This is a genomic window from Aquitalea sp. ASV15 (genome assembly GCF_016429115.1).
Classification (GTDB): Bacteria; Pseudomonadota; Gammaproteobacteria; order Burkholderiales; family Chromobacteriaceae; genus Aquitalea; species Aquitalea magnusonii.
This window is the reverse complement of record NZ_JAELTZ010000058.1, coordinates 1-17,903: the sequence shown is the minus strand read 5'-3', so window position 1 is coordinate 17,903 and position 17,903 is coordinate 1. Positions and strand designations below refer to the sequence as shown.

Below are 17,903 nucleotides of genomic sequence, written 5' to 3'. Positions count from 1 at the left end.
CATAACCCTTCAGGAAGATGCCCTTGACGATGACGATGAAGTGGCTGAGCGGGTCCACCGCGCTGACCATGCGCAGCGGCAGCGGCATGTTTTCCACCGGGGCCATGTAGCCGGACAGAATCACTGCGGGCGACATGAAGGCAAACGAGCCCAGGAAAGCCTGCTGCTGATTGCTGCTGAGGGCGGAAATCAGCAGGCCGAAACCCACCAGCGACAGCCCGTAGCACAGCATGGACAGGATCAGCAGCCCCAGCGTACCGCTGAATGGCACCTGGTAAACCCACACTGCCGCCGCCGCGATGATGCAGCCCTGCACCAGCGCCACCAGCATGCCGGGCAGGGCCTTGCCGGCCATGATGTAGCCCGGCGTCAGCGGCGACACCAGCAGTTGCTCGAAGGTGCCTTCCTCGCGTTCGCGGGCCAGCGACAGCGCGGTCACCATCAGGCAGCCGATGGTGGTGATGATGGCCACCAGGCTGGGCAGCACGAACCAGCGGTATTCCAGATTGGGGTTGTACAGGTTCTGCACCACCAGCCTGGCCGCCGGAGCCTGATGGCTGCGTTCGGCGGCAAACTGCTGGATCACCTGCAGGGCATAGCCATAGGCGATTTGCGCGCTATTGCTGCGCCGGCCATCGATGATGGCCTGGGCAGCCACGCTCTGGCCAGCCGCCAGCTTGCGCGACAGGTCTTGCGGCAGGCTGATGGCCAGCAGCGCCTGCTGGCGGTCGATCACCTGCTGCATCGCAGGCTGGCTGTGCAGCATCAGCACATGGGGAAAGGCCTGGGTGGCAGCCAGCCGCTGCACCAGTTCGATGGAAGCGGCGCCGCCATCCTGGTTGAACACCGCCAGCGTGCTGTTTTTCACTTCCAGCGTGGCGGCAAAGGGAAACAGCAGCAGTTGCAGCAGTACCGGGGCAATCAGCAGGCGGCGGCTTTGCGGGCTGCGCAGCAGCGCCTGCATTTCCTTGCGGATCAGGGTGAACAGACGTTGCCACATTTAATTGCCATCCAGTCGGCGCGGTGTCCGCCAGGCGGTCAGCCCCAGCCAGAAGGCGGCGGACAGCAGCAGAAACAGCAGGTTGATCAGCAGCACCGGCCAGATTTCACCAGCCTGGAATAGCGTCTGCAGGGCGCTGACAAAATAGCGCGCCGGAATCAGGTAAGTCACCGCCTGTACCGCCAGCGGCATGCTGCGGATTTCAAACACGAAGCCGGACAGCATGATGGCCGGCAGAAAGGCCGCGGTCAGCGCAAACTGGGCGGCAATGAACTGGTTGCGCGTGGTGGTGGACAGCAGCAGGCCCAGCCCCAGCGCACTGCCCAGAAACAGGCTGGTCACCAGGAACAATACCCACAACGAACCGCGTAGCGGCACCCCCATCACCAGCGTGGCCACCAGCACGCACATGCTCATGGCGGCCATGCCCAGCAGGTAGTAGGGAATGATCTTGGACAACAGCAGCTCGGCCCGGGTCACCGGGGTGGACAGCAAGGCTTCCATGGTGCCGCGCTCCCATTCGCGCGCCACCACCAGCGAGGTAAGCAGCGCACCGATGATGGTCATGATCACCGAGATGGAGCCGGGCACCAGGTAATTGCGGCTGACCGTGGTGGGGTTGAACCAGTAACGCGCCTCTAGCGTCAGCCCGGCTGGCTCTGCCTGGCCTGACTGGCGCTGGGCCTGCCACAGCTGGAATACGCCCTGCACATAGCTGGCGACAAAATTGGCGGTATTGGGTTCGGCACCATCGGTCAGCAGCTGGATGGCGGCCGCGCCCTGACCTTGCCTGACCTTGGCCGAGAAATCGCTGCGCAGGATCACCACGCCGCGCACGCTGCCCAGCTGCAATTGCTGGCGCATGGCGGCTTCGGAGCTCGACAGGCTGGCGGCGATATAGGGCGAGGCTTGCAGGGTTTGCACCAGACGGCTGGCTTCCACCCCGCCATCCTGCTGCACAATGCCCAGACGCACGCGGTTGGCATCCAGATTGATGCCGTAGCCGTAGATGAACAGCAGCAACACCGGCAGCACAAAGGCAATCAGGATGCTGCTGGGATCACGCACGATCTGGTAGCTTTCCTTGCGGCACAACGCGGCAAGGCGGCGCAGGCTGAGGCTCATGTGGCCTCCCGCTGCCGGTCATCGCGCTCCACCAGCGCGATAAAGGCGTCTTCCATACTGGGGTCGGGCAGTTCAGCACTGACCACCATGGCCTTGAGTGCGTCCGGCGTGCCGGCGGCGATCATGCGCCCGCGATACACCAGGCCGATACGGTCGCAATATTCGGCTTCGTCCATGAAATGGGTGGTCACCATCACCGTCACCCCCTTGTCGACCAGGCCATTGATATGGCTCCAGAATTCGCGGCGGCTGACCGGGTCCACCCCGGAGGTGGGCTCGTCCAGAAACAATAGCGGTGGCTGGTGCATCAGCGCGCAGGCCAAGGCCAGCCGCTGCTTGAAGCCCAGCGGCAGTTCACCGGCATTCATGCTCAGGAAAGGGTGCAGCGCAAACACCCGCACCATGTCGGCCACTGCCGCGCGCTGGCGCGCACCGGACAGGCCATAGATGCCGGAGAAGAATTCCAGGTTCTGCGCCACGCTGAGGTTGCCGTACAGGGCAAATTTCTGCGCCATATAGCCGATTTGCTGGCGTGCCTGGCTGGCGGACTGTTTCAGGTCCAGCCCCATCACCCGCGCCGCGCCGCTGCTGACCGGCAGCAGGCCGCACATCATCTTGAAGGTGGTGGATTTGCCCGCGCCATTGGGGCCGAGCAGGCCGAAGATTTCGCCACGGCGGATGCGGAAATCCACATGATCGGTGGCGACAAAATCACCAAAACGGCGGGTAAGCTGCTCGGCCACGATGACGGCGTCGGCATCCACTCCTTCCGGCAGTCGCGCGGGCGGCATGTGTTCGGTCAGCGGCGAATCGCCACCCGGCCCGCCGCCCAGCAAATCGATAAAGGCATCTTCCAGCCGCGGCTTTACCGGTTGCAGGCGGGCATCCGGCCCGGCCTGCAGGCTGGCCAGATCAGGCAATACCCCGGCCTCACGCAACACCAGCCGCACCGCATGGCCTTGCAGCGCGCCGTCGATCACCGCAGGGCTGCGTAGCGCCCGCTGCAGCACCTGCCGCCGGTTACCGGCAATATCCTGCAACAGCAGGCTGCGCCCCTGCATGCTGTCCATCAGCGCTTGCGGGCTGCCGCTGTATTGCAGACGGCCTTCGTGCATCAGCAGCACTTCGCCGCACAGCTCGGCCTCGTCCAGATAGGAGGTACTCCACAGCACCGCCATGCCGCCATCGGCCAGACTGCTGACCATGCGCCACAGCTCACGCCGCGAAATGGGGTCCACCCCGACACAGGGTTCGTCCAGCAACAGGATGCGCGGCGAGCCCAGCAGGGTGCAGGCCAGCCCCAGTTTCTGTTTCATGCCACCGGACAGCTTGCCGGCCAGTCGTTCGGTAAAGCGCGCCAGATCGGTAAAGGCCAGCAGGCGCTGAAAACTTTCCTCCCGCGCCGCGCCGGTGACACCACGCAAATCGGCATACAGGGTGAGGTTTTCCAGCACGGACAGGTCTTCGTACAGGCCGAATTTTTGCGGCATGTAACCCAGTTGCAGGCGTAGTGCATCGCCGGCCGTCACCGGGTCCAGCCCCTCTACGCGGATGCTGCCGGCGCTGGCCTTGAGCAGGCCGGCCATCAGCCGCAGCAGGGTGGTCTTGCCGGCACCATCCGGCCCCACCAGCCCGGTGATCACTCCGCGGCTGATGTCGGCACTCAGCTCGCACAGCGCCGGCCGCCCGGCAAAGGCGTGGCTGACCGCCTGCAGGCGGATGGCGATGGCGTCCGTGCTGGCCGTCATGGACGGATTCATGGCCGGGCCAGCTTCACCGTTACCGGCATGCCCTGACGCAGGGCGGCGTCCGGCTGGCTGACAATCAGCCGCAAACGGTAGACCTGGGCGGTGCGCAGGTCGGCGGTTTCCACATTCTTGGGGGTGAATTCCGCCGTGGGTGAGACAAAGCCCACCACCGCGGCATAAGGCTGGCTGCGCCCATCGCGGTAAATCCATACCTTGCGTCCCGGCTGGGCCTGGCCCAGCTGCGGCTCGGCCACATAGGCACGCACCCATACCGGCTGGCGCAGCGACAGGGTCAGCACGCTGCTGCCGGCAGCCAGCATGCTGCCCGGTTCCACCGCCCGGGTGAGGATGATGCCGTCGGCCGGCGCGGTGAGCACGGTATCGGCCAGTTGCAGGCGCGCACTGGCCAGCTGCGCCTGGGCCCGTTTCACATTGGCGTCCACCTCGGCCACTTCCTGTGGCCGGTAACCCTTGCTCAGCGCCTGGTACTGCTGCTGTGCTGCCTGGTATTGCGCCTGCGCCTGATCATGGGCAGAACGGGCGGCATCCAGTGCCTTGACTGCGGCGGCGCCGGTACCGGCCAGCTCCTGCTGGCGCTGCCAGGCGGCACGGGCATCGGTCAACGCCGCCTGACGGGCATCCAGCGCGGCACGGGCCTGGGCCACGTCTTCGGCCCGGTAGCCCTGATGCATCAGCGATTGCCGGGCCTGGAGTGCCGCCAGTGCCGCTTCGGCATCGGCCACGGCATTGCGTTGCGGTGCGTCGTCCAGCCGGCCCAGCACCTGCCCGGCCTTGATCTGCGCTCCTTCATCCACCTGCAGTTGCTGCAAGCGCCCGCCCACGCGGAATGACAGGTTTACCTCGCGGATATCCACATTGCCGGACAGCACCAGCTCATCCGCCGCCTGCTGCTGCTGCCACCACAGATAGGCAGCACCTGCCAGCAGCAAAAGGACAAAGCCGAACAGTACACGCTTGTTCATGTGAATCACTCCTGGCTACTGAGGCCCTTGAGCGCCCAGTGCAATCGCTGTTGCAGATGAGCCGGTTCCAGCGCATAGCTGGCCAGCGCTTGTTGCAGCATGTCCGGCAACAGGGTCTTGCCGCTGCTCATTTGCTGCAGCAAGACCGGAAACCCCAGTGCCGACATCAGGAACATCAGCTGGTGCATGGGTGGAGCCTGGCCGATCTGTCCGGCTTGCTGTGCCTCTTGCAGGCATTGCAGCAATAGCTGGGGATGACGCGGCGCCAGATTACGGATGAATGCCAGCACGGCGGCCTCGCCGGAACCGGCATCCAGCAGCAGCTGGCTGATCAGGCCGCGCTGCTCGCGCAGGAAATCCATCAGTTGCAGCAGCATGGCGGACAAGCGGCTGAGCGCTGCGCCTTCTTGCTGCTGTACCGCCTGCAATTGCTGGTAGAGCGGCACATACCAGCACTCCAGCAGCTCGGCGGCAAATTGCTGGCGGCTGCCAAAGTGATAGACAAAGCTGCCGGGATTCACCCCCGCCTGCTGGCACAGACCGCGCACGGTCAGCTGGCGCAGACCATGCTGGCGCATCAGCTGCAAGCCGTGTTGCAGCAGCAGGCTACGGGTGGGATGAGAGGCTGGTTCGCTGTTCATGCTGCCAATTTATACATGTGTATAAAAATGGCAAAACAATATTCAGCGCTTATTGATGCAAAACAGGAAAAAACCAGCGCCGCGTGGCGGGAGGGCAACAGCTGCCCGCTTGCCGCCTGGGCATATCACTGCGGAAGGTGGGCCTGCAGCAGGGCCACAATACGCTGGCTGGCCCCGCGATGGGCGGCGGTAAAGGCCTGCGCCGCCTTGCTCATCTGCTGCCTGCGCGCAGCATCCTGCAACAGGCTGAGCGTCTGTGCCACCAGTTGCCCGGCATCGGCCACCTGCATGGCAGCGCCAGCCTCCAGCGCCAATTCACTGGCCTGGGCAAAATTGAACATGGACGGGCCAAACAGTACCGGCAGGCCGAGGCTGGCCGGCTCGATCAGGTTCTGCCCACCCAGCGGCAGCAGGCTGCCCCCGACAAATGCCACATCGGCACAGCCATAGTAGGCAAACAATTCGCCCATGCTGTCGCCCAGCCAGAGGCTGGTGTCGGCGGCAAGGGGGGTGTTATCGCTGCGCCGCTGCACGGCAAGGCCCATGTCCTGCGCCAGCGCAGCCACGCTGTCGAAACGTTCCGGATGACGCGGCACCAGCAATAGCAAGGTATTGCCCACCGCGGCCTGCTGCCAGGCTTGCAGGATCAGTTGTTCCTCGCCCTCACGCGTACTGGCGCAAATGAATACCGGCCGGTTGCCGATGCGCTGGCGAAACTGTGCCGCCAGTTCCGCCATGGCGGCGGGCGGGGTGAAATCGTACTTGGTATTGCCACACACCACGGCAGAAACTGCACCCAACTGCTGCAAACGCTCGGCATCCTGCGGGCTTTGTGCGGCAATGGCGGTCAAACTGCGCAGGGCCGGACCAATCAGGCCCTGAATGCGGCGATAGCCGCGCAGCGATTTTTCCGACAGCCGCGCATTGGCCAGAAACAGCGGCACGCCTTGCTGCTGGGCGGCATGCAACAGATTGGGCCATAGCTCGGTTTCCATCAGCACGCCAAAGCGTGGTTGCCAGATCGCCAGAAAATCGCGCACCGCAGCGGGATAGTCATAGGGCAGATAACGTACTTCGGCATCGGGGTAAAGCTGGCAGGCGGTATCGCGGCCGGTGGGAGTCATCTGCGTCAGCAGCAGCGGTGCATCCGGCCATTGCTGGCGCAGCGCCTGGATCAGCGGCAGGGCGGCGCGGGTTTCACCGACAGATACCGCATGAATCCAGATGGCGCCGGTCGTCCGCGGCTGAGTCGCCTGGCCGAAACGTTCGTCCCAGTGCTGCAGATAAGCCGGGGCCTTGCGCGCCCGTTTTTCCAGATAGCGGCGGATCAGCGGCGTGGCCACCCACCACAATAGCGAGTACAGCCCGCGCCGCCAGTTCATTGCATGTCCTTGCGCGCCAGCAAGGCCTGATACACCACATCGACGCTTGGGCACTGGCCGATATTGCCCAGATTGGTGGCCCAGGCGGTTTCCACCACGCCGGTCTTGCTGGGGTCGGTATCGGTATAAATGGCCACCAGCGGCACATTCAGCGCATTGGCCAGGTGACACAGGCCGGTATCCACGCCAATGACGGCGCGGGCATGGCCCAGCAAGCCACAGGCTTCGATCAGGTTCATGCGCGGTGCCACCATGGCCTGCGGCATGGCCGCCGCCAGACGGTTGGCCCGCTGCTGTTCGGCGGCATTACCCCAGGGAATGATCAGTTGCAGGCCGTGCCGTGCAGACAGCTGTTCACCCAGTGCAATCCAGTGCGATTCCGGCCATTCCTTGGATGCACGGCTGGTGGCATGCAGCAGCACGGCGTATTGGCCTGGCGGCAACCAGTCTGGCCGGGCTGCCGCCGGCACGCCAAAACGCGGGCTGCCCTCTGGCTGGTAACCAAATACCTTGGACAACAGCAAGCGGCAGCGCTCGACCGCAGACAGCGACCAGTCGACACGGTGGGTCTTGTCATACAGCAGGCAGGCCAGCGGTTCGCGAATGCTCTGTCTGTCGTAACCGGTCAGCGGGGCGCAGCTGAGCTTGGCCGGCAGCGCACTTTTCAACAGGCCCTGGCAATCCACCACCAGCTCCCAGCGGGTGGCACGCAAGGCACGGCGCATGGCCCTGATTTCTGCCCAGGTGGCCGCGGACAGCAGGTTTTTGCGCCAGCGCCGCCAGGCCAGGGTAATGACTTCATCCACCGCCGGGTGCAAACGGGCGATGTCAGCGAAATTTTCTTCGGCCAGCCAGCTGATGCGAAGGTTGGGGTAGTGCGTTTTCAGCTCGGTAATGGCAGGCCAGGTGTGGATAAGGTCGCCCATCGACGAGGTACGCACGATCAGTACGTTCATCATGGCGCGCATTGTAACCGAGCGTCACTGTGGTTAACCACGTAAAATCCACAGGCAGCATTTGTGGATAAGCAGCTGTGAATAATTCCGCCCATATTTATCCACAATCTGCCAGCGCTCCCGCCACCCGATTAATCCCAGTGCCATCAACAGGGCAAGTGACTGAACAAATAACGCTTTTTAAGGGTTATCAACAGAAAAGCACTGCTCTCATTAGTCTCTTCATAATAAAATTGGGCTTAAGATAACTAATCTGGACACGACAAAAATGCGTATGCACAGACCGGTCTGCTCAAGTCCCTGACAGCATGTGGATAAACCCGGTCTGTTGCACACTGCCAAAGTTATCCACAAAGGATCATGTCTTCAGTCATCTGCTGACCAACAACTTCCAGTCAGCAATAAATCATTGAATAAACTGGTAAATAAGGACTTATCCACAGCAAATGGGCCTCTTCTACCAGTTTCTTCCATATACATATGGGAATAACAAGAAAAGATGCGAGAACCGCTCAGCGTTGTGCTCATCACCAAAAATGCTGCTCTCCAGCTGGAAAAAACACTGGCCAGCGTGCAGTGGGCAGATGAAATCGTGGTGGTGGATTCGGGAAGTACGGATGAAACCGTGGCGATAGCTTCTGTCTATAAGGCAAAAGTTATCCACCAGGACTGGCTGGGATTTGGTCCGCAGAAGCAATTTGCCGTTGCTGCTGCTAGCCATGACTGGGTGTTGTGCCTGGATGCAGACGAATGGCCATCGGCAGAATTGGTATTGCAAATCAAACAGATACTGAACAATCCACAGGCAGCCGCCTACCGCTTTGCCCGCAGCAACCGTTTCATGGGTCGTTTTCTCAAGCATGGCGAAGGCTACCCGGACTGGAGCCTGCGGCTTTTTGATCGCCGTCAGGCAGGCTGGTCCGATGATGTGGTGCACGAATACGTACAGTGCAATGGACCTGTGGAAAAACTCTGCGGCGACCTGATGCATGAATCAGGCGAGGACATCGCGCTGTATCTGGCCAAACAGAACCGCTACACCAGCTTGCAGGCAGAAATACTGTATAAACGCGGGAAAACTGCGGGATGGGCCAAGCTAGTGTTCAGCCCCTTGCTGCGCTTTGCCAAGTTTTACCTGGTACGCCGTGGTTTTCTGGATGGTTTGCCCGGACTGGTCCACATCAGCATTGGCTGCTTCAACAGCTATATCAAATACGCCAAGCTCAATGAGCTGCATCGATTGGGAAACAGCAAATGAAGATTTTGCTCACCGGCGTGGCCGGTTTTATTGGCCGGGCGGTGGCCGAACGTCTGCTGCAACAGGCAGGAATCGAAGTAGTGGGGGTGGATAATCTGAATGATTACTACCCGGTGAGCCTGAAACAGGCCCGCCTTGCCACGCTGCAGGGCCGTGACGGCTTCCGCTTCGTGCAGCTGGACCTGGCTGACTGGACGGCGCTGAACGCGCTGTGCGGGGCGGAAGGCTTCGATTACGTGATTCATCTGGCGGCCCAGGCCGGGGTGCGTTACTCCATCGACAATCCGCATGTCTACGCCCAGAGCAATCTGCTGGGCATGACCAATGTGCTGGAAGCCTGCCGCCGCCACGCGGTCAAGCACCTGGTGTATGCCAGCTCCAGCAGCGTGTACGGCCAGAATGCCAAGGTGCCGTTTGCCGAGGACGACCGGGTGGATGCCCCGGTCAGCTTTTATGCCGCCACCAAGAAGGCCAACGAGGTGATGGCGCACAGCTATGCCCACCTGTATGACCTGCCTTGTACCGGCCTGCGCTTTTTCACCGTGTATGGCCCGTGGGGCCGGCCGGACATGGCGCCATGGCTGTTTACCGAGGCCATTTTGCAAGGTCGGCCGATCAAGGTGTTCAACCACGGCCAGATGCAACGCGATTTCACCTATATCGACGATATTGTCGAAGGCGTGGTGCGGGTGATGCAGCATGTGCCGTCAGCGGAAAACGGCCAGCCGCCGTATGCCCTGTTCAATATCGGCAATCACAATCCGGTGGCGCTGCTGGATTTCATCCACAGCATCGAAGCCGCCTGCGGTCGCGCCGCGGTGAAGGAGTACTACCCGATGCAGGATGGCGATGTGCCGGTGACCTATGCCGATACCAGCCGGCTGCGCGCTGCGGTGGGCTTTTCGCCGGATACGCCACTGACGGTGGGCATGCAGGCCTTTGTCGACTGGTATCGCGGCTATCACCAGTGCTGAAGGCCATGATCTGGCCACTTGCTGCGACGTAAAGGCACCGTGACGCGTTGCTGGCGCGTTTTTGCCATAGCGGCTGCTCAGGATGGCTGGCGCAGCGTGGCGGGTGGTTTACGGGCCGCTTCTGGCCAGGTCGGTTTTTCAATCACGGATGACAGGGACTGCCATGCAGATACGCCCCGCGCTTGGCACGGATGTGGCCGCGCTCCAGCAACTGATACTGAACGACGGGCCGAATGACTGGAATTATTTGCCGGCTGATGGCGTGGCGATGACGCTGCAGCAATTGGCGGCGGGCCAGGTGCAGGGCTTGCTGGCAGAGCAGCAAGGCAGGGTGATCGGCGTCATGCTGTATGCCGGTGACGACCCTTATCCGCAATATCGCCCGGCGGATGTCGCGCCAGCGCAGGCTGCTTTTCTGATCGAGGCGGTGATCAGCCGCGACTGTGCCGGGCAGGGCCTGGGCAGCCGGCTATTGCTGGCGGTATGTGCCGCCTTGGCTGAACAGGGTTGTGGCTGGCTGAGTGCCGACCGCCATCAGCAAAATGCCGGCTCGGCCGGGATGATGCGCAAGGCGGGTTTTGTCGAACTGGGCAGTTATCCGGATAGCGAACGGCGCTGGAGTGGTTCGCGCCAGACCACGGTGTGTGGCCGCCGTCTGTAATGGCCGCGGGCTGGCTCAGCCCCGTTCAGTACAGTTTGGCATTGAGACTGAACACCGCCTGCCAGCCGGCGCTGTGCTGGGATTGCTGGTCGGCCATCCAGCGCGAACCGGCACCGACATCCAGCGACCAGCGCGGGTTGAAGGGATGGTTCAGCATCAGCAGCAGATTGCTTTGTTCGAGGTGCCGGCCGCTGTCATTGGCCTGATGCCCCAGGCTGGCGGCGCGTTGGCTATCGGCCAGGCTGCCCCAGCCCAGCAGGCTGATGCGCTGGTTTTGCCAGTGGCCCAGGGTGATGTCCAGATTAAGCAGCAACAGGCTGCCGGGGCTGGCATGGCCCAGCCGGTCGGCATAGCCGATGGCAAGCGAACCATCCTGCGGCAGATCCAGCCCGTAGCGCGCCACCCCCATCCAGTGGCTGGAATTGGCCCCCAGTTCCCACTGGCTTTCATTGGCTGCGGCCAGCGATACCCAGCCGCCCGGTGCCGGCAGGCCGACGCCGGCTTCGCCTTGCTGCACAAACAGGCTGCCGTATGGCGTATCGTGGCGCAGATCGACATTCGGTTGCAGCCGGGAGCCGCTGCCGGCGCTGGTCTGGTACAGATTGCCAGCCAGGCTGATGCTCATGCTGTGCACTGCTTCCTCGGCCAGACAGGGCTGAACAAGCAGCAGGATGGGCAGCAGGCTGAGAACACGGGTCATGACAACTCCAGGAGCAGGGTAGTGGGGCTTGATTCCGGCTGCATGGAAACGATTTTCCGTGGCCAGCTGCCATTGTCGGCAGAGAATACGCCGAGCCGGTCTTTCTGCAAACCGCTCACCGTGGCATTCCACCGGCTGTCACCGCTTGCCGTTCTGCCTGGCATATTTTTTTTGGGCGGCGCAAAGCGGATGGACTGTTTTGCACTCTGTAGCCCTCAAGCTGATGAATTCATGTCGTAATTTGCAGCATCCTGCCAGCCAAAGGCGCTGAAATTTTATGCATTATTAATTATTTGTGTTTTTTAATGCATAAATCAATATTAAGCGGAACTACCTCGACTTTTTTGCTATCAGTCATTGCATCAAGACTTTGTCGGAGGGCTGCGCCATGCTTCATCATTCGCCCCTGATTGCCACCATTGTCGGCAGTCTGGTGTTTGCTTTCATCCTGGGAACGCTGGCTTTCCGCCTGCGTCTGCCGCCGCTGATCGGCTATCTGTGTGCCGGCATCGTGGCCGGCCCCTTTACCCCCGGCTTTACCGCGGACGGCCAGATTGCACCGCAACTGGCCGAGATGGGCGTCATCCTGCTGATGTTCGGCGTCGGCCTGCATTTTTCGGTGCGTGATCTGCTGTCGGTCAAGGCCATTGCCCTGCCGGGAGCCATCGGCCAGATCCTGCTGGCCACCGTGCTGGGGCTGGGCATGTCGCAGCTGTTGGGCTGGCCGCTGGGCGAGGGAGTGGTGTTCGGCCTGGCCTTGTCCACAGCCAGTACCGTGGTCTTGCTCAAGGCCTTGCAGGAAAAGAATCTGGAACAGACGGATGATGGCAAGATCGCCATCGGCTGGCTGGTGGTGGAAGACCTGGTAATGGTGCTGACGCTGGTGTTGCTGCCCATCTTTGCCGGGGTGCTAGGTGGCAAGGGCACGGCCACCGCCATCAGCGGCAGCGCGGTGCTGTGGACCATTGTGCTGACGCTGGGCAAGGTGGCGGCCTTTGTGGCGCTGATGCTGGTGTTTGGCCGCCGTTTCATTCCGTGGATGCTGGAACGCATCGTCTATACCGGCAGCCGCGAGCTGTTCCGGCTGGCGGTGCTGTCCACGGCGCTGGGGGTGGCTTACGGCGCGTCCTTGCTGTTTGATGTGTCGTTTGCGCTGGGGGCATTCTTTGCCGGCATGGTGCTGGCCGAATCGCCGCTGAGCCACCGTGCGGCGGAAGAATCATTACCCTTGCGCGATGCCTTTTCCGTGCTGTTTTTCGTGTCGGTGGGCATGCTGCTCAATCCAAGCGTGCTATTGCATAACTTCTGGGAAGTGCTGGGCACGCTGCTGATCATCGTGGTGGGCAAGTCGCTGGGGGCTTATGGCATTGTGCGCTTGTTTGGCCGCAGCCCGGCCACTGCGCTGACCATTGCCGCCAGTCTGGCGCAGATCGGCGAATTTTCCTTTATTCTGGCTGGTCTGGGCATTACCTTGGGCCTGATGAGCGAGCACAGCCATTCGCTGATTCTGGCCGGGGCCATTCTGTCCATCCTGCTTAATCCGCTGCTGTTTGTCTGGACCGGGCGCTATCGCCAGCGTCAGCAGCAGGCGCTGGATGGCTGAGTCAGGGCGCGCCGACGCAGACAGCACCAAGAGTAGGGCAAGCAGGCGCGGGGGTTTGGTTAGCGGGTCTCAATTGTCGTTATGCTCGAGCCGGCTGGAGGGCAGCCGGCACAGCATGATCTTGTCCACCCGGGTCTTGTCCATGTCCACCACCTCGAAGCTGAAACCCTGCCAGTCGAAACGGTCGGTTACCGCCGGTACCCGGCCCAGCTGATACATCATCACGCCGCCCAGGGTGTGGATATTGCCGGTGTCTTCACCCGGCAGCGGCTCATCGATATCGAAATACTGACGGAAGGCATCCAGCGTCACCATGCCATCCAGCAGATAACTGCCATCCTCGCGCTGCACGATATCGTCGTCTTCACCGGCGGTGTGTATGGAGGGCAGATCGCCCACCACGGTTTCCAGCACGTCGTTCATGGTCACCAGCCCTTCCAGTTCGCCGTACTCGTCCACCACCAGCGCCAGATGGGTGCGTGCCTGCTTGAACTGCTCCATCAGCTGCATCAGGCTGACCGTGGCCGGGATGTAGAGCGGGATTTCCAGGTCGGCAATGAAATCCACGTTCTGGCCGGCCAGTACCCGGTCCAGCATGCGCTTGGTGTCCAGAATGCCCAGCACATGCTCCATGCCACCCTTGCACACCGGAAAACGGCTGTAGCCGTGTGCGATCAGCAGCTGGCGGTTGTCCTGCTGCTGGTCTTCGATATCGATGGAAACGATGTCCTTGCGCGGCGTCATCACCGCCGCCACCTTGCGGTCATCCAGCCGGAAAATGTTTTCCACCAGCTCCTGTTCGGCACGGTCGAACACGCCTTCATCCGCCCCCTGTTCCATCAGCACGCGGATTTCTTCTTCGGTAATCGATGGCTCGCTGCTCTTGCGCGCACCGATCAGCCGCAACAGGGTGTCGGTAAGCCGCGACAGCAGGCGCACCAGCGGTGCGGCAGCACGCGACAGCAGCAACATGGGCGGAGCCAGGGTACTGGCGATGCCTTCCGGATTGAGCATGGCCAGCCGCTTGGGCACCAGCTCGCCAAAGATCAGCGACAACATGGTGATGGCGGCCACCATCAGCGCTACCGACAGCGGTTTGTTATAGGCATGCAGTTGCGGCAGGCTCAGTTCCAGCCAGTCGCGCAGATGATCGGACAGCGCGGCTTCGCCATACACCCCGGAGAAAATGCTGATGCTGGTGATGCCGATCTGTACGGTGGACAGGAAACGGGTGGGTTCTTCCGCCAGCCGCAGCGCCGAACGGGCACCGCGACGGCCTTCTTCAGCCCATTGTTGCAAGCGTATCTTGCGTGAGGACACGATGGCGATTTCCGACATGGCAAACACGCCATTCAGCACAATCAGAACAAACAGAAAGAAAATATCCACGATGCGGGAGAGGCGGGAAGATAACCCCTGCTAGCTTAGGGCAATGCGGCGCGGCTGCAAAGCAGGGTTTTGTTGCGCAGGGCTGCGCTTTGCAACCCTGCAGCAAGGCCGTATCAGAACAGGCTGTTCTGGCTGGCGGCCGGCATCCAGTGGATGGTGCCGCGGCCATGGGCGGCCAGCCAGGCATTCACCTGCGAGAAATGACGACAGCCGTGAAAGCCGCGGCTGGCCGACAGGGGAGAGGGATGGGCGGCGGTCAGCACCAGATGGCGGCTGCTATCGATGCGCTCGGCCTTGGTCTGGGCCCAGTTGCCCCATAGCAGGAAGACGCAGCCGGGATTTTTCTGGTTGACCGCGTCGATCAGCGCGTCGGTCACCGCTTGCCAGCCCAGCTTGCCATGGCTGCCGGCCTTGTCCATTTCCACCGTCAGCACGCTGTTCAGCAGCAGCACACCCTGCTCGGCCCAGTGCGTCAGGTCGCCGCTGGCCGGCATGCCACCCCCCAGATCCGCCACCATTTCCTTGTAGATATTGCGCAAACTGGGCGGAATGCGCACGCCGGGCGGCACGGAAAACGACAGGCCCATGGCTTCGCCCTGACCGTGATACGGGTCCTGACCCAGGATCACCACCTTGATGTCGGCCGGTGCCATGGTGCGCAGGGCATTGAAAATATTGGCGCGCGGCGGAAACAGGATTTTGCCCTGGGCAGCTTGCTGGCTGAGCTGCTGGTCAATCTGCAGCAGGCGGGCAAAGACGGCGGGTGATTTCAGCACATCCTCCCAGGCCGGATGGACCGGAGCCAGGGCAGGTGCAAGGTATTGGAGTTGTTTCAGGCTCAAGACAGATACCGTATCAGTGTGGTTTTGCTGCGTTTTTGGACGCAGGCAGCAGGGACAAGTTGCAAAACAAAAGCCATTCCGCGGGGGAATGGCCTTGTCATGTTACGGCTAGCCGGCAGCGAGGTCTGCTGATCTCAATAATGGGCCATGGCCGGATCAACCTCGCTGGCCCAGGCTTCCACTCCACCACGCAGGCTCAGCACCTGCTCGAAACCGGCGTTGGCCAGATACAGGCCCACCTGATAGCTGCGCACGCCATGATGGCAGACGGTGACGATGGTCTGGTCGTCCGGCAGCTCGCTCATGCGCAGCGGAATCAGGTTCATCGGAATGTGCAGCGAGCCCGGAATGCTGGCCAGCTGCACTTCCCAGTCTTCCCTTACATCCAGCAGCACGGGCTGTTCTGTGCCGGCATCGGCCAGCCAGGCCGCCAGATCGCTGGCAGTGATTTCCCGCAGCATCAGAAAACGAAGCGTTCCGGCTCGATGGCTTCTGCCTGGGCCAGACGGGAAATACAGGTTTCAAACAGATTGGTTTCGCTGAAGGCGGATTCACCAACACGCTTGATCAGCTTGCAGCTCATCACCGGCAGGTCGCCAACCACCACGATCATGCGGCCACCCACGGCCAGCTGGGCTTTCAGGCTTTCCGGCACCACCGGCAGCGAACCGCCGACCACGATCACATCAAACGGCGCCTGTTCCTTCAGGCCATCCAGACCATTGCCTTCCACCAGGGTGACATTGCCGATGCCGGCCTTTTTCAGGTTGGCCGCAGCGGTTTCGCGGGTGGCGGCGTTGATTTCCACGCTATAGACATGGCGGCCCAGCTTGGCCAGCAGGGCGGTCAGATAACCGGCACCGGTGCCGACTTCCAGTACCTTGTCCTGTGGCTGTACGGCAACATCCTGTGCCAGACGGGCTTCCAGCTTGGGCTGCAGCATCTTGCCACAGTGCGGCAGCGGCAGTTCGGTGTCGACAAAGGCCAGCTGGCGCTTGTCGGCAGCGACGAAATCTTCGCGTTTCACGTGAAACAGCAGGTCCAGAATTTTCGGGTCAAGTACGTCCCACGGACGAATCTGCTGCTCGACCATGTTGAAACGGGCATTTTCAAAATCCATCAGCTTACTCCGAAGGGCTGGCTGCCTGAGCGGGTGTGCCGCATTGCGGAAAACCTGACTTCATGGGCAGCGTGTCATGACGATAACTTGCGATTATCCCACATTTACCTTACCTTCACAGCATCGCTAGGGGTCCTGTGTGATCTGGTATGGCCTTGATATTCCTGTGGGATGACAACAATAGGCCATTCATATTGCACGGGTGAGAAATACCCTTGGAACCTGACCCGGTTAATCCCGGCGTAGGGAAGCGCAATCTGCATGGTCCCACCCCCTTTCCTTGCAGCCCGGTTCGCCGGAATTCCGCTCCTTGCGCCGTTTCATCGCATGGAGGAAACCCGATGAACGCGCCTGCAAAACTGAATGAACAGATGGTGGTCGATACCGCTGCCATCCAGCCCCTGCCCAATTCCCGCAAGGTTTATGTCGAAGGCAGCCGCCCGGATATCCGCGTGCCGATGCGCGAAATCAGCCAGAGCGACACCCCCACCCAGTTTGGTGGCGAGCAAAATCCGCCCATCTATGTCTACGACACCAGCGGCATCTATTCCGACCCGGCGGCCAAGATCGACATCCAGAGCGGCCTGCCTGCCTTGCGCGCGGCCTGGATTGCCGAGCGTGGCGACACCGAGCAGCTGGCCGGCCTGTCCAGTGAATATGGTCGTGCCCGCGAGGCCGACAGCAAGCTGGACGACCTGCGCTTCAACCTGACACGCAAGCCGCGCCGCGCTCTGCCGGGCAAGAATGTCAGCCAGATGCACTATGCGCGCCAGGGCATCATCACCCCGGAGATGGAATACGTCGCCATTCGCGAAAGCCTGAACCGCAAGGCCTATATCGAGAGCCTGCAAGCGGCGGGTGGCAAGAATGCCAAGCTGCTGGAGCTGATGACCCGCCAGCACGCCGGCCACAGCTATGGCGCGGCACTGCCGGAGGACATCACCCCGGAATTCGTGCGTCAGGAAGTGGCTGCCGGCCGCGCCATCATTCCCAACAACATCAACCACCCGGAATCCGAACCGATGATCATCGGCCGCAACTTCCTGGTGAAAATCAACGGCAATATCGGCAATAGCGCGGTAACGTCGTCGATTTCCGAGGAAGTGGACAAGATGACCTGGGGCATCCGCTGGGGTGCCGACACCATCATGGACCTGTCCACCGGCAAGAACATCCACGAAACCCGCGAGTGGATTCTGCGCAACTCGCCGGTACCCATCGGCACCGTGCCCATCTACCAGGCGCAGGAAAAGGTGAATGGCAAGGCCGAGGACCTGACCTGGGAAATCTTCAAGGACACGCTGATCGAGCAGGCCGAGCAGGGCGTGGATTACTTCACCATTCACGCTGGTGTATTGCTGCGCTATGTGCCGCTGACGGCCAACCGCATGACCGGCATCGTGTCGCGTGGTGGTTCCATCATGGCCAAGTGGTGTCTGGCCCATCATCAGGAAAACTTCCTGTACACGCATTTCGAAGAGATTTGCGAAATCATGAAGGCTTATGACGTGGCCTTCAGCC

Annotated in this window: 17 protein-coding genes and 1 riboswitch; of the genes, 5 read left to right on the top strand and 12 right to left on the bottom strand. The window is 61.6% G+C overall.

The window, feature by feature from the left end; all coding sequences use genetic code 11:
• The 7 genes from JHD64_RS18355 to waaC all read right to left on the bottom strand — a co-directional run.
• A partial coding sequence (locus JHD64_RS18355) for an ABC transporter permease (RefSeq protein ID WP_199054830.1) occupies nucleotides 1-1,000 on the bottom strand: 1,000 nt, incomplete at its 3' end.
• Complete coding sequence (locus tag JHD64_RS18350) at nucleotides 1,001-2,125, bottom strand: ABC transporter permease (protein ID WP_199054829.1); 1,125 nt, start codon at nucleotides 2,123-2,125, stop codon at nucleotides 1,001-1,003. It abuts the gene before it with no gap.
• Complete coding sequence (locus JHD64_RS18345; RefSeq protein ID WP_233170593.1) at nucleotides 2,122-3,873, bottom strand: ATP-binding cassette domain-containing protein; 1,752 nt, start codon at nucleotides 3,871-3,873, stop codon at nucleotides 2,122-2,124. The genes JHD64_RS18350 and JHD64_RS18345 overlap by 4 nt, the downstream gene beginning before the upstream one ends.
• Before the next feature lie 8 nt (nucleotides 3,874-3,881).
• Complete coding sequence (gene hlyD, locus JHD64_RS18340) at nucleotides 3,882-4,856, bottom strand: secretion protein HlyD (RefSeq protein ID WP_059284372.1); 975 nt, start codon at nucleotides 4,854-4,856, stop codon at nucleotides 3,882-3,884.
• A 5-nt stretch (nucleotides 4,857-4,861) separates the two neighbouring features.
• Entirely contained in the window at nucleotides 4,862-5,497 is a 636-nt protein-coding gene (locus JHD64_RS18335) for a TetR/AcrR family transcriptional regulator (RefSeq protein WP_059284373.1), read from the bottom strand.
• 125 nt (nucleotides 5,498-5,622) lie between these two features.
• On the bottom strand, nucleotides 5,623-6,879 hold the full coding sequence (gene waaA / locus JHD64_RS18330) for a lipid IV(A) 3-deoxy-D-manno-octulosonic acid transferase (protein WP_199054825.1): 1,257 nt from the start codon (nucleotides 6,877-6,879) through the stop codon (nucleotides 5,623-5,625).
• On the bottom strand, nucleotides 6,876-7,838 hold the full coding sequence (gene waaC, locus JHD64_RS18325; protein ID WP_199054823.1) for a lipopolysaccharide heptosyltransferase I: 963 nt from the start codon (nucleotides 7,836-7,838) through the stop codon (nucleotides 6,876-6,878). Before waaC ends, waaA begins: the two co-directional genes overlap by 4 nt.
• A gap of 496 nt (nucleotides 7,839-8,334) precedes the next feature.
• Between waaC and JHD64_RS18320 the strand changes: the two genes are divergently transcribed.
• The 3 genes from JHD64_RS18320 (at nucleotide 8,335) to JHD64_RS18310 (ending at nucleotide 10,728) form a co-directional block, all read left to right on the top strand.
• On the top strand, nucleotides 8,335-9,093 hold the full coding sequence (locus JHD64_RS18320) for a glycosyltransferase family 2 protein (protein ID WP_199054813.1): 759 nt from the start codon (nucleotides 8,335-8,337) through the stop codon (nucleotides 9,091-9,093).
• The gene (locus tag JHD64_RS18315) at nucleotides 9,090-10,067 is read left to right on the top strand and encodes an NAD-dependent epimerase/dehydratase family protein (RefSeq protein WP_059284377.1); all 978 of its coding nucleotides are present in this window, start codon (nucleotides 9,090-9,092) and stop codon (nucleotides 10,065-10,067) included. The genes JHD64_RS18320 and JHD64_RS18315 overlap by 4 nt, the downstream gene beginning before the upstream one ends.
• 163 nt (nucleotides 10,068-10,230) lie before the next feature.
• Nucleotides 10,231-10,728, top strand: a complete 498-nt coding sequence (locus JHD64_RS18310) for a GNAT family N-acetyltransferase (RefSeq protein WP_233170592.1) — start codon at nucleotides 10,231-10,233, stop codon at nucleotides 10,726-10,728.
• Between the two features lie 25 nt (nucleotides 10,729-10,753).
• Here the strand turns inward: JHD64_RS18310 and JHD64_RS18305 are convergent, their stop codons facing one another.
• Nucleotides 10,754-11,428 carry a hypothetical protein gene (locus JHD64_RS18305; RefSeq protein WP_199054809.1) on the bottom strand — a complete coding sequence of 225 codons (675 nt, stop codon included), beginning with the start codon at nucleotides 11,426-11,428 and terminating at the stop codon, nucleotides 10,754-10,756.
• Between the two features lie 388 nt (nucleotides 11,429-11,816).
• Between JHD64_RS18305 and JHD64_RS18300 the strand changes: the two genes are divergently transcribed.
• Nucleotides 11,817-13,031 carry a cation:proton antiporter gene (locus JHD64_RS18300; protein ID WP_233170591.1) on the top strand — a complete coding sequence of 405 codons (1,215 nt, stop codon included), beginning with the start codon at nucleotides 11,817-11,819 and terminating at the stop codon, nucleotides 13,029-13,031.
• Between the two features lie 69 nt (nucleotides 13,032-13,100).
• Here JHD64_RS18300 and JHD64_RS18295 read toward each other — a convergent pair whose 3' ends face one another.
• The 4 genes from JHD64_RS18295 to JHD64_RS18280 form a co-directional block, all read right to left on the bottom strand.
• A complete protein-coding gene (locus JHD64_RS18295; RefSeq protein WP_110313394.1) occupies nucleotides 13,101-14,420 on the bottom strand; it encodes a hemolysin family protein in 1,320 nt (439 codons plus the stop codon).
• Nucleotides 14,421-14,533: 113 nt separating this feature from the next.
• Nucleotides 14,534-15,256, bottom strand: coding sequence for a uracil-DNA glycosylase (gene ung / locus JHD64_RS18290; protein WP_110313436.1), 723 nt, complete (start codon nucleotides 15,254-15,256; stop codon nucleotides 14,534-14,536).
• A gap of 140 nt (nucleotides 15,257-15,396) precedes the next feature.
• Nucleotides 15,397-15,726 (bottom strand): rhodanese-like domain-containing protein, encoded by a 330-nt coding sequence (locus JHD64_RS18285; protein ID WP_199054831.1) that lies wholly within the window; start codon nucleotides 15,724-15,726, stop codon nucleotides 15,397-15,399.
• Entirely contained in the window at nucleotides 15,723-16,382 is a 660-nt protein-coding gene (locus JHD64_RS18280; RefSeq protein WP_199054807.1) for a protein-L-isoaspartate O-methyltransferase, read from the bottom strand. The genes JHD64_RS18285 and JHD64_RS18280 overlap by 4 nt, the downstream gene beginning before the upstream one ends.
• A gap of 118 nt (nucleotides 16,383-16,500) precedes the next feature.
• Nucleotides 16,501-16,648: riboswitch (TPP riboswitch) on the top strand.
• 75 nt (nucleotides 16,649-16,723) lie between these two features.
• Here JHD64_RS18280 and thiC point away from each other — a divergent pair.
• On the top strand, nucleotides 16,724-17,903 hold a 1,180-nt coding region (thiC, locus tag JHD64_RS18275), incomplete at its 3' end, for a phosphomethylpyrimidine synthase ThiC (protein ID WP_199054805.1).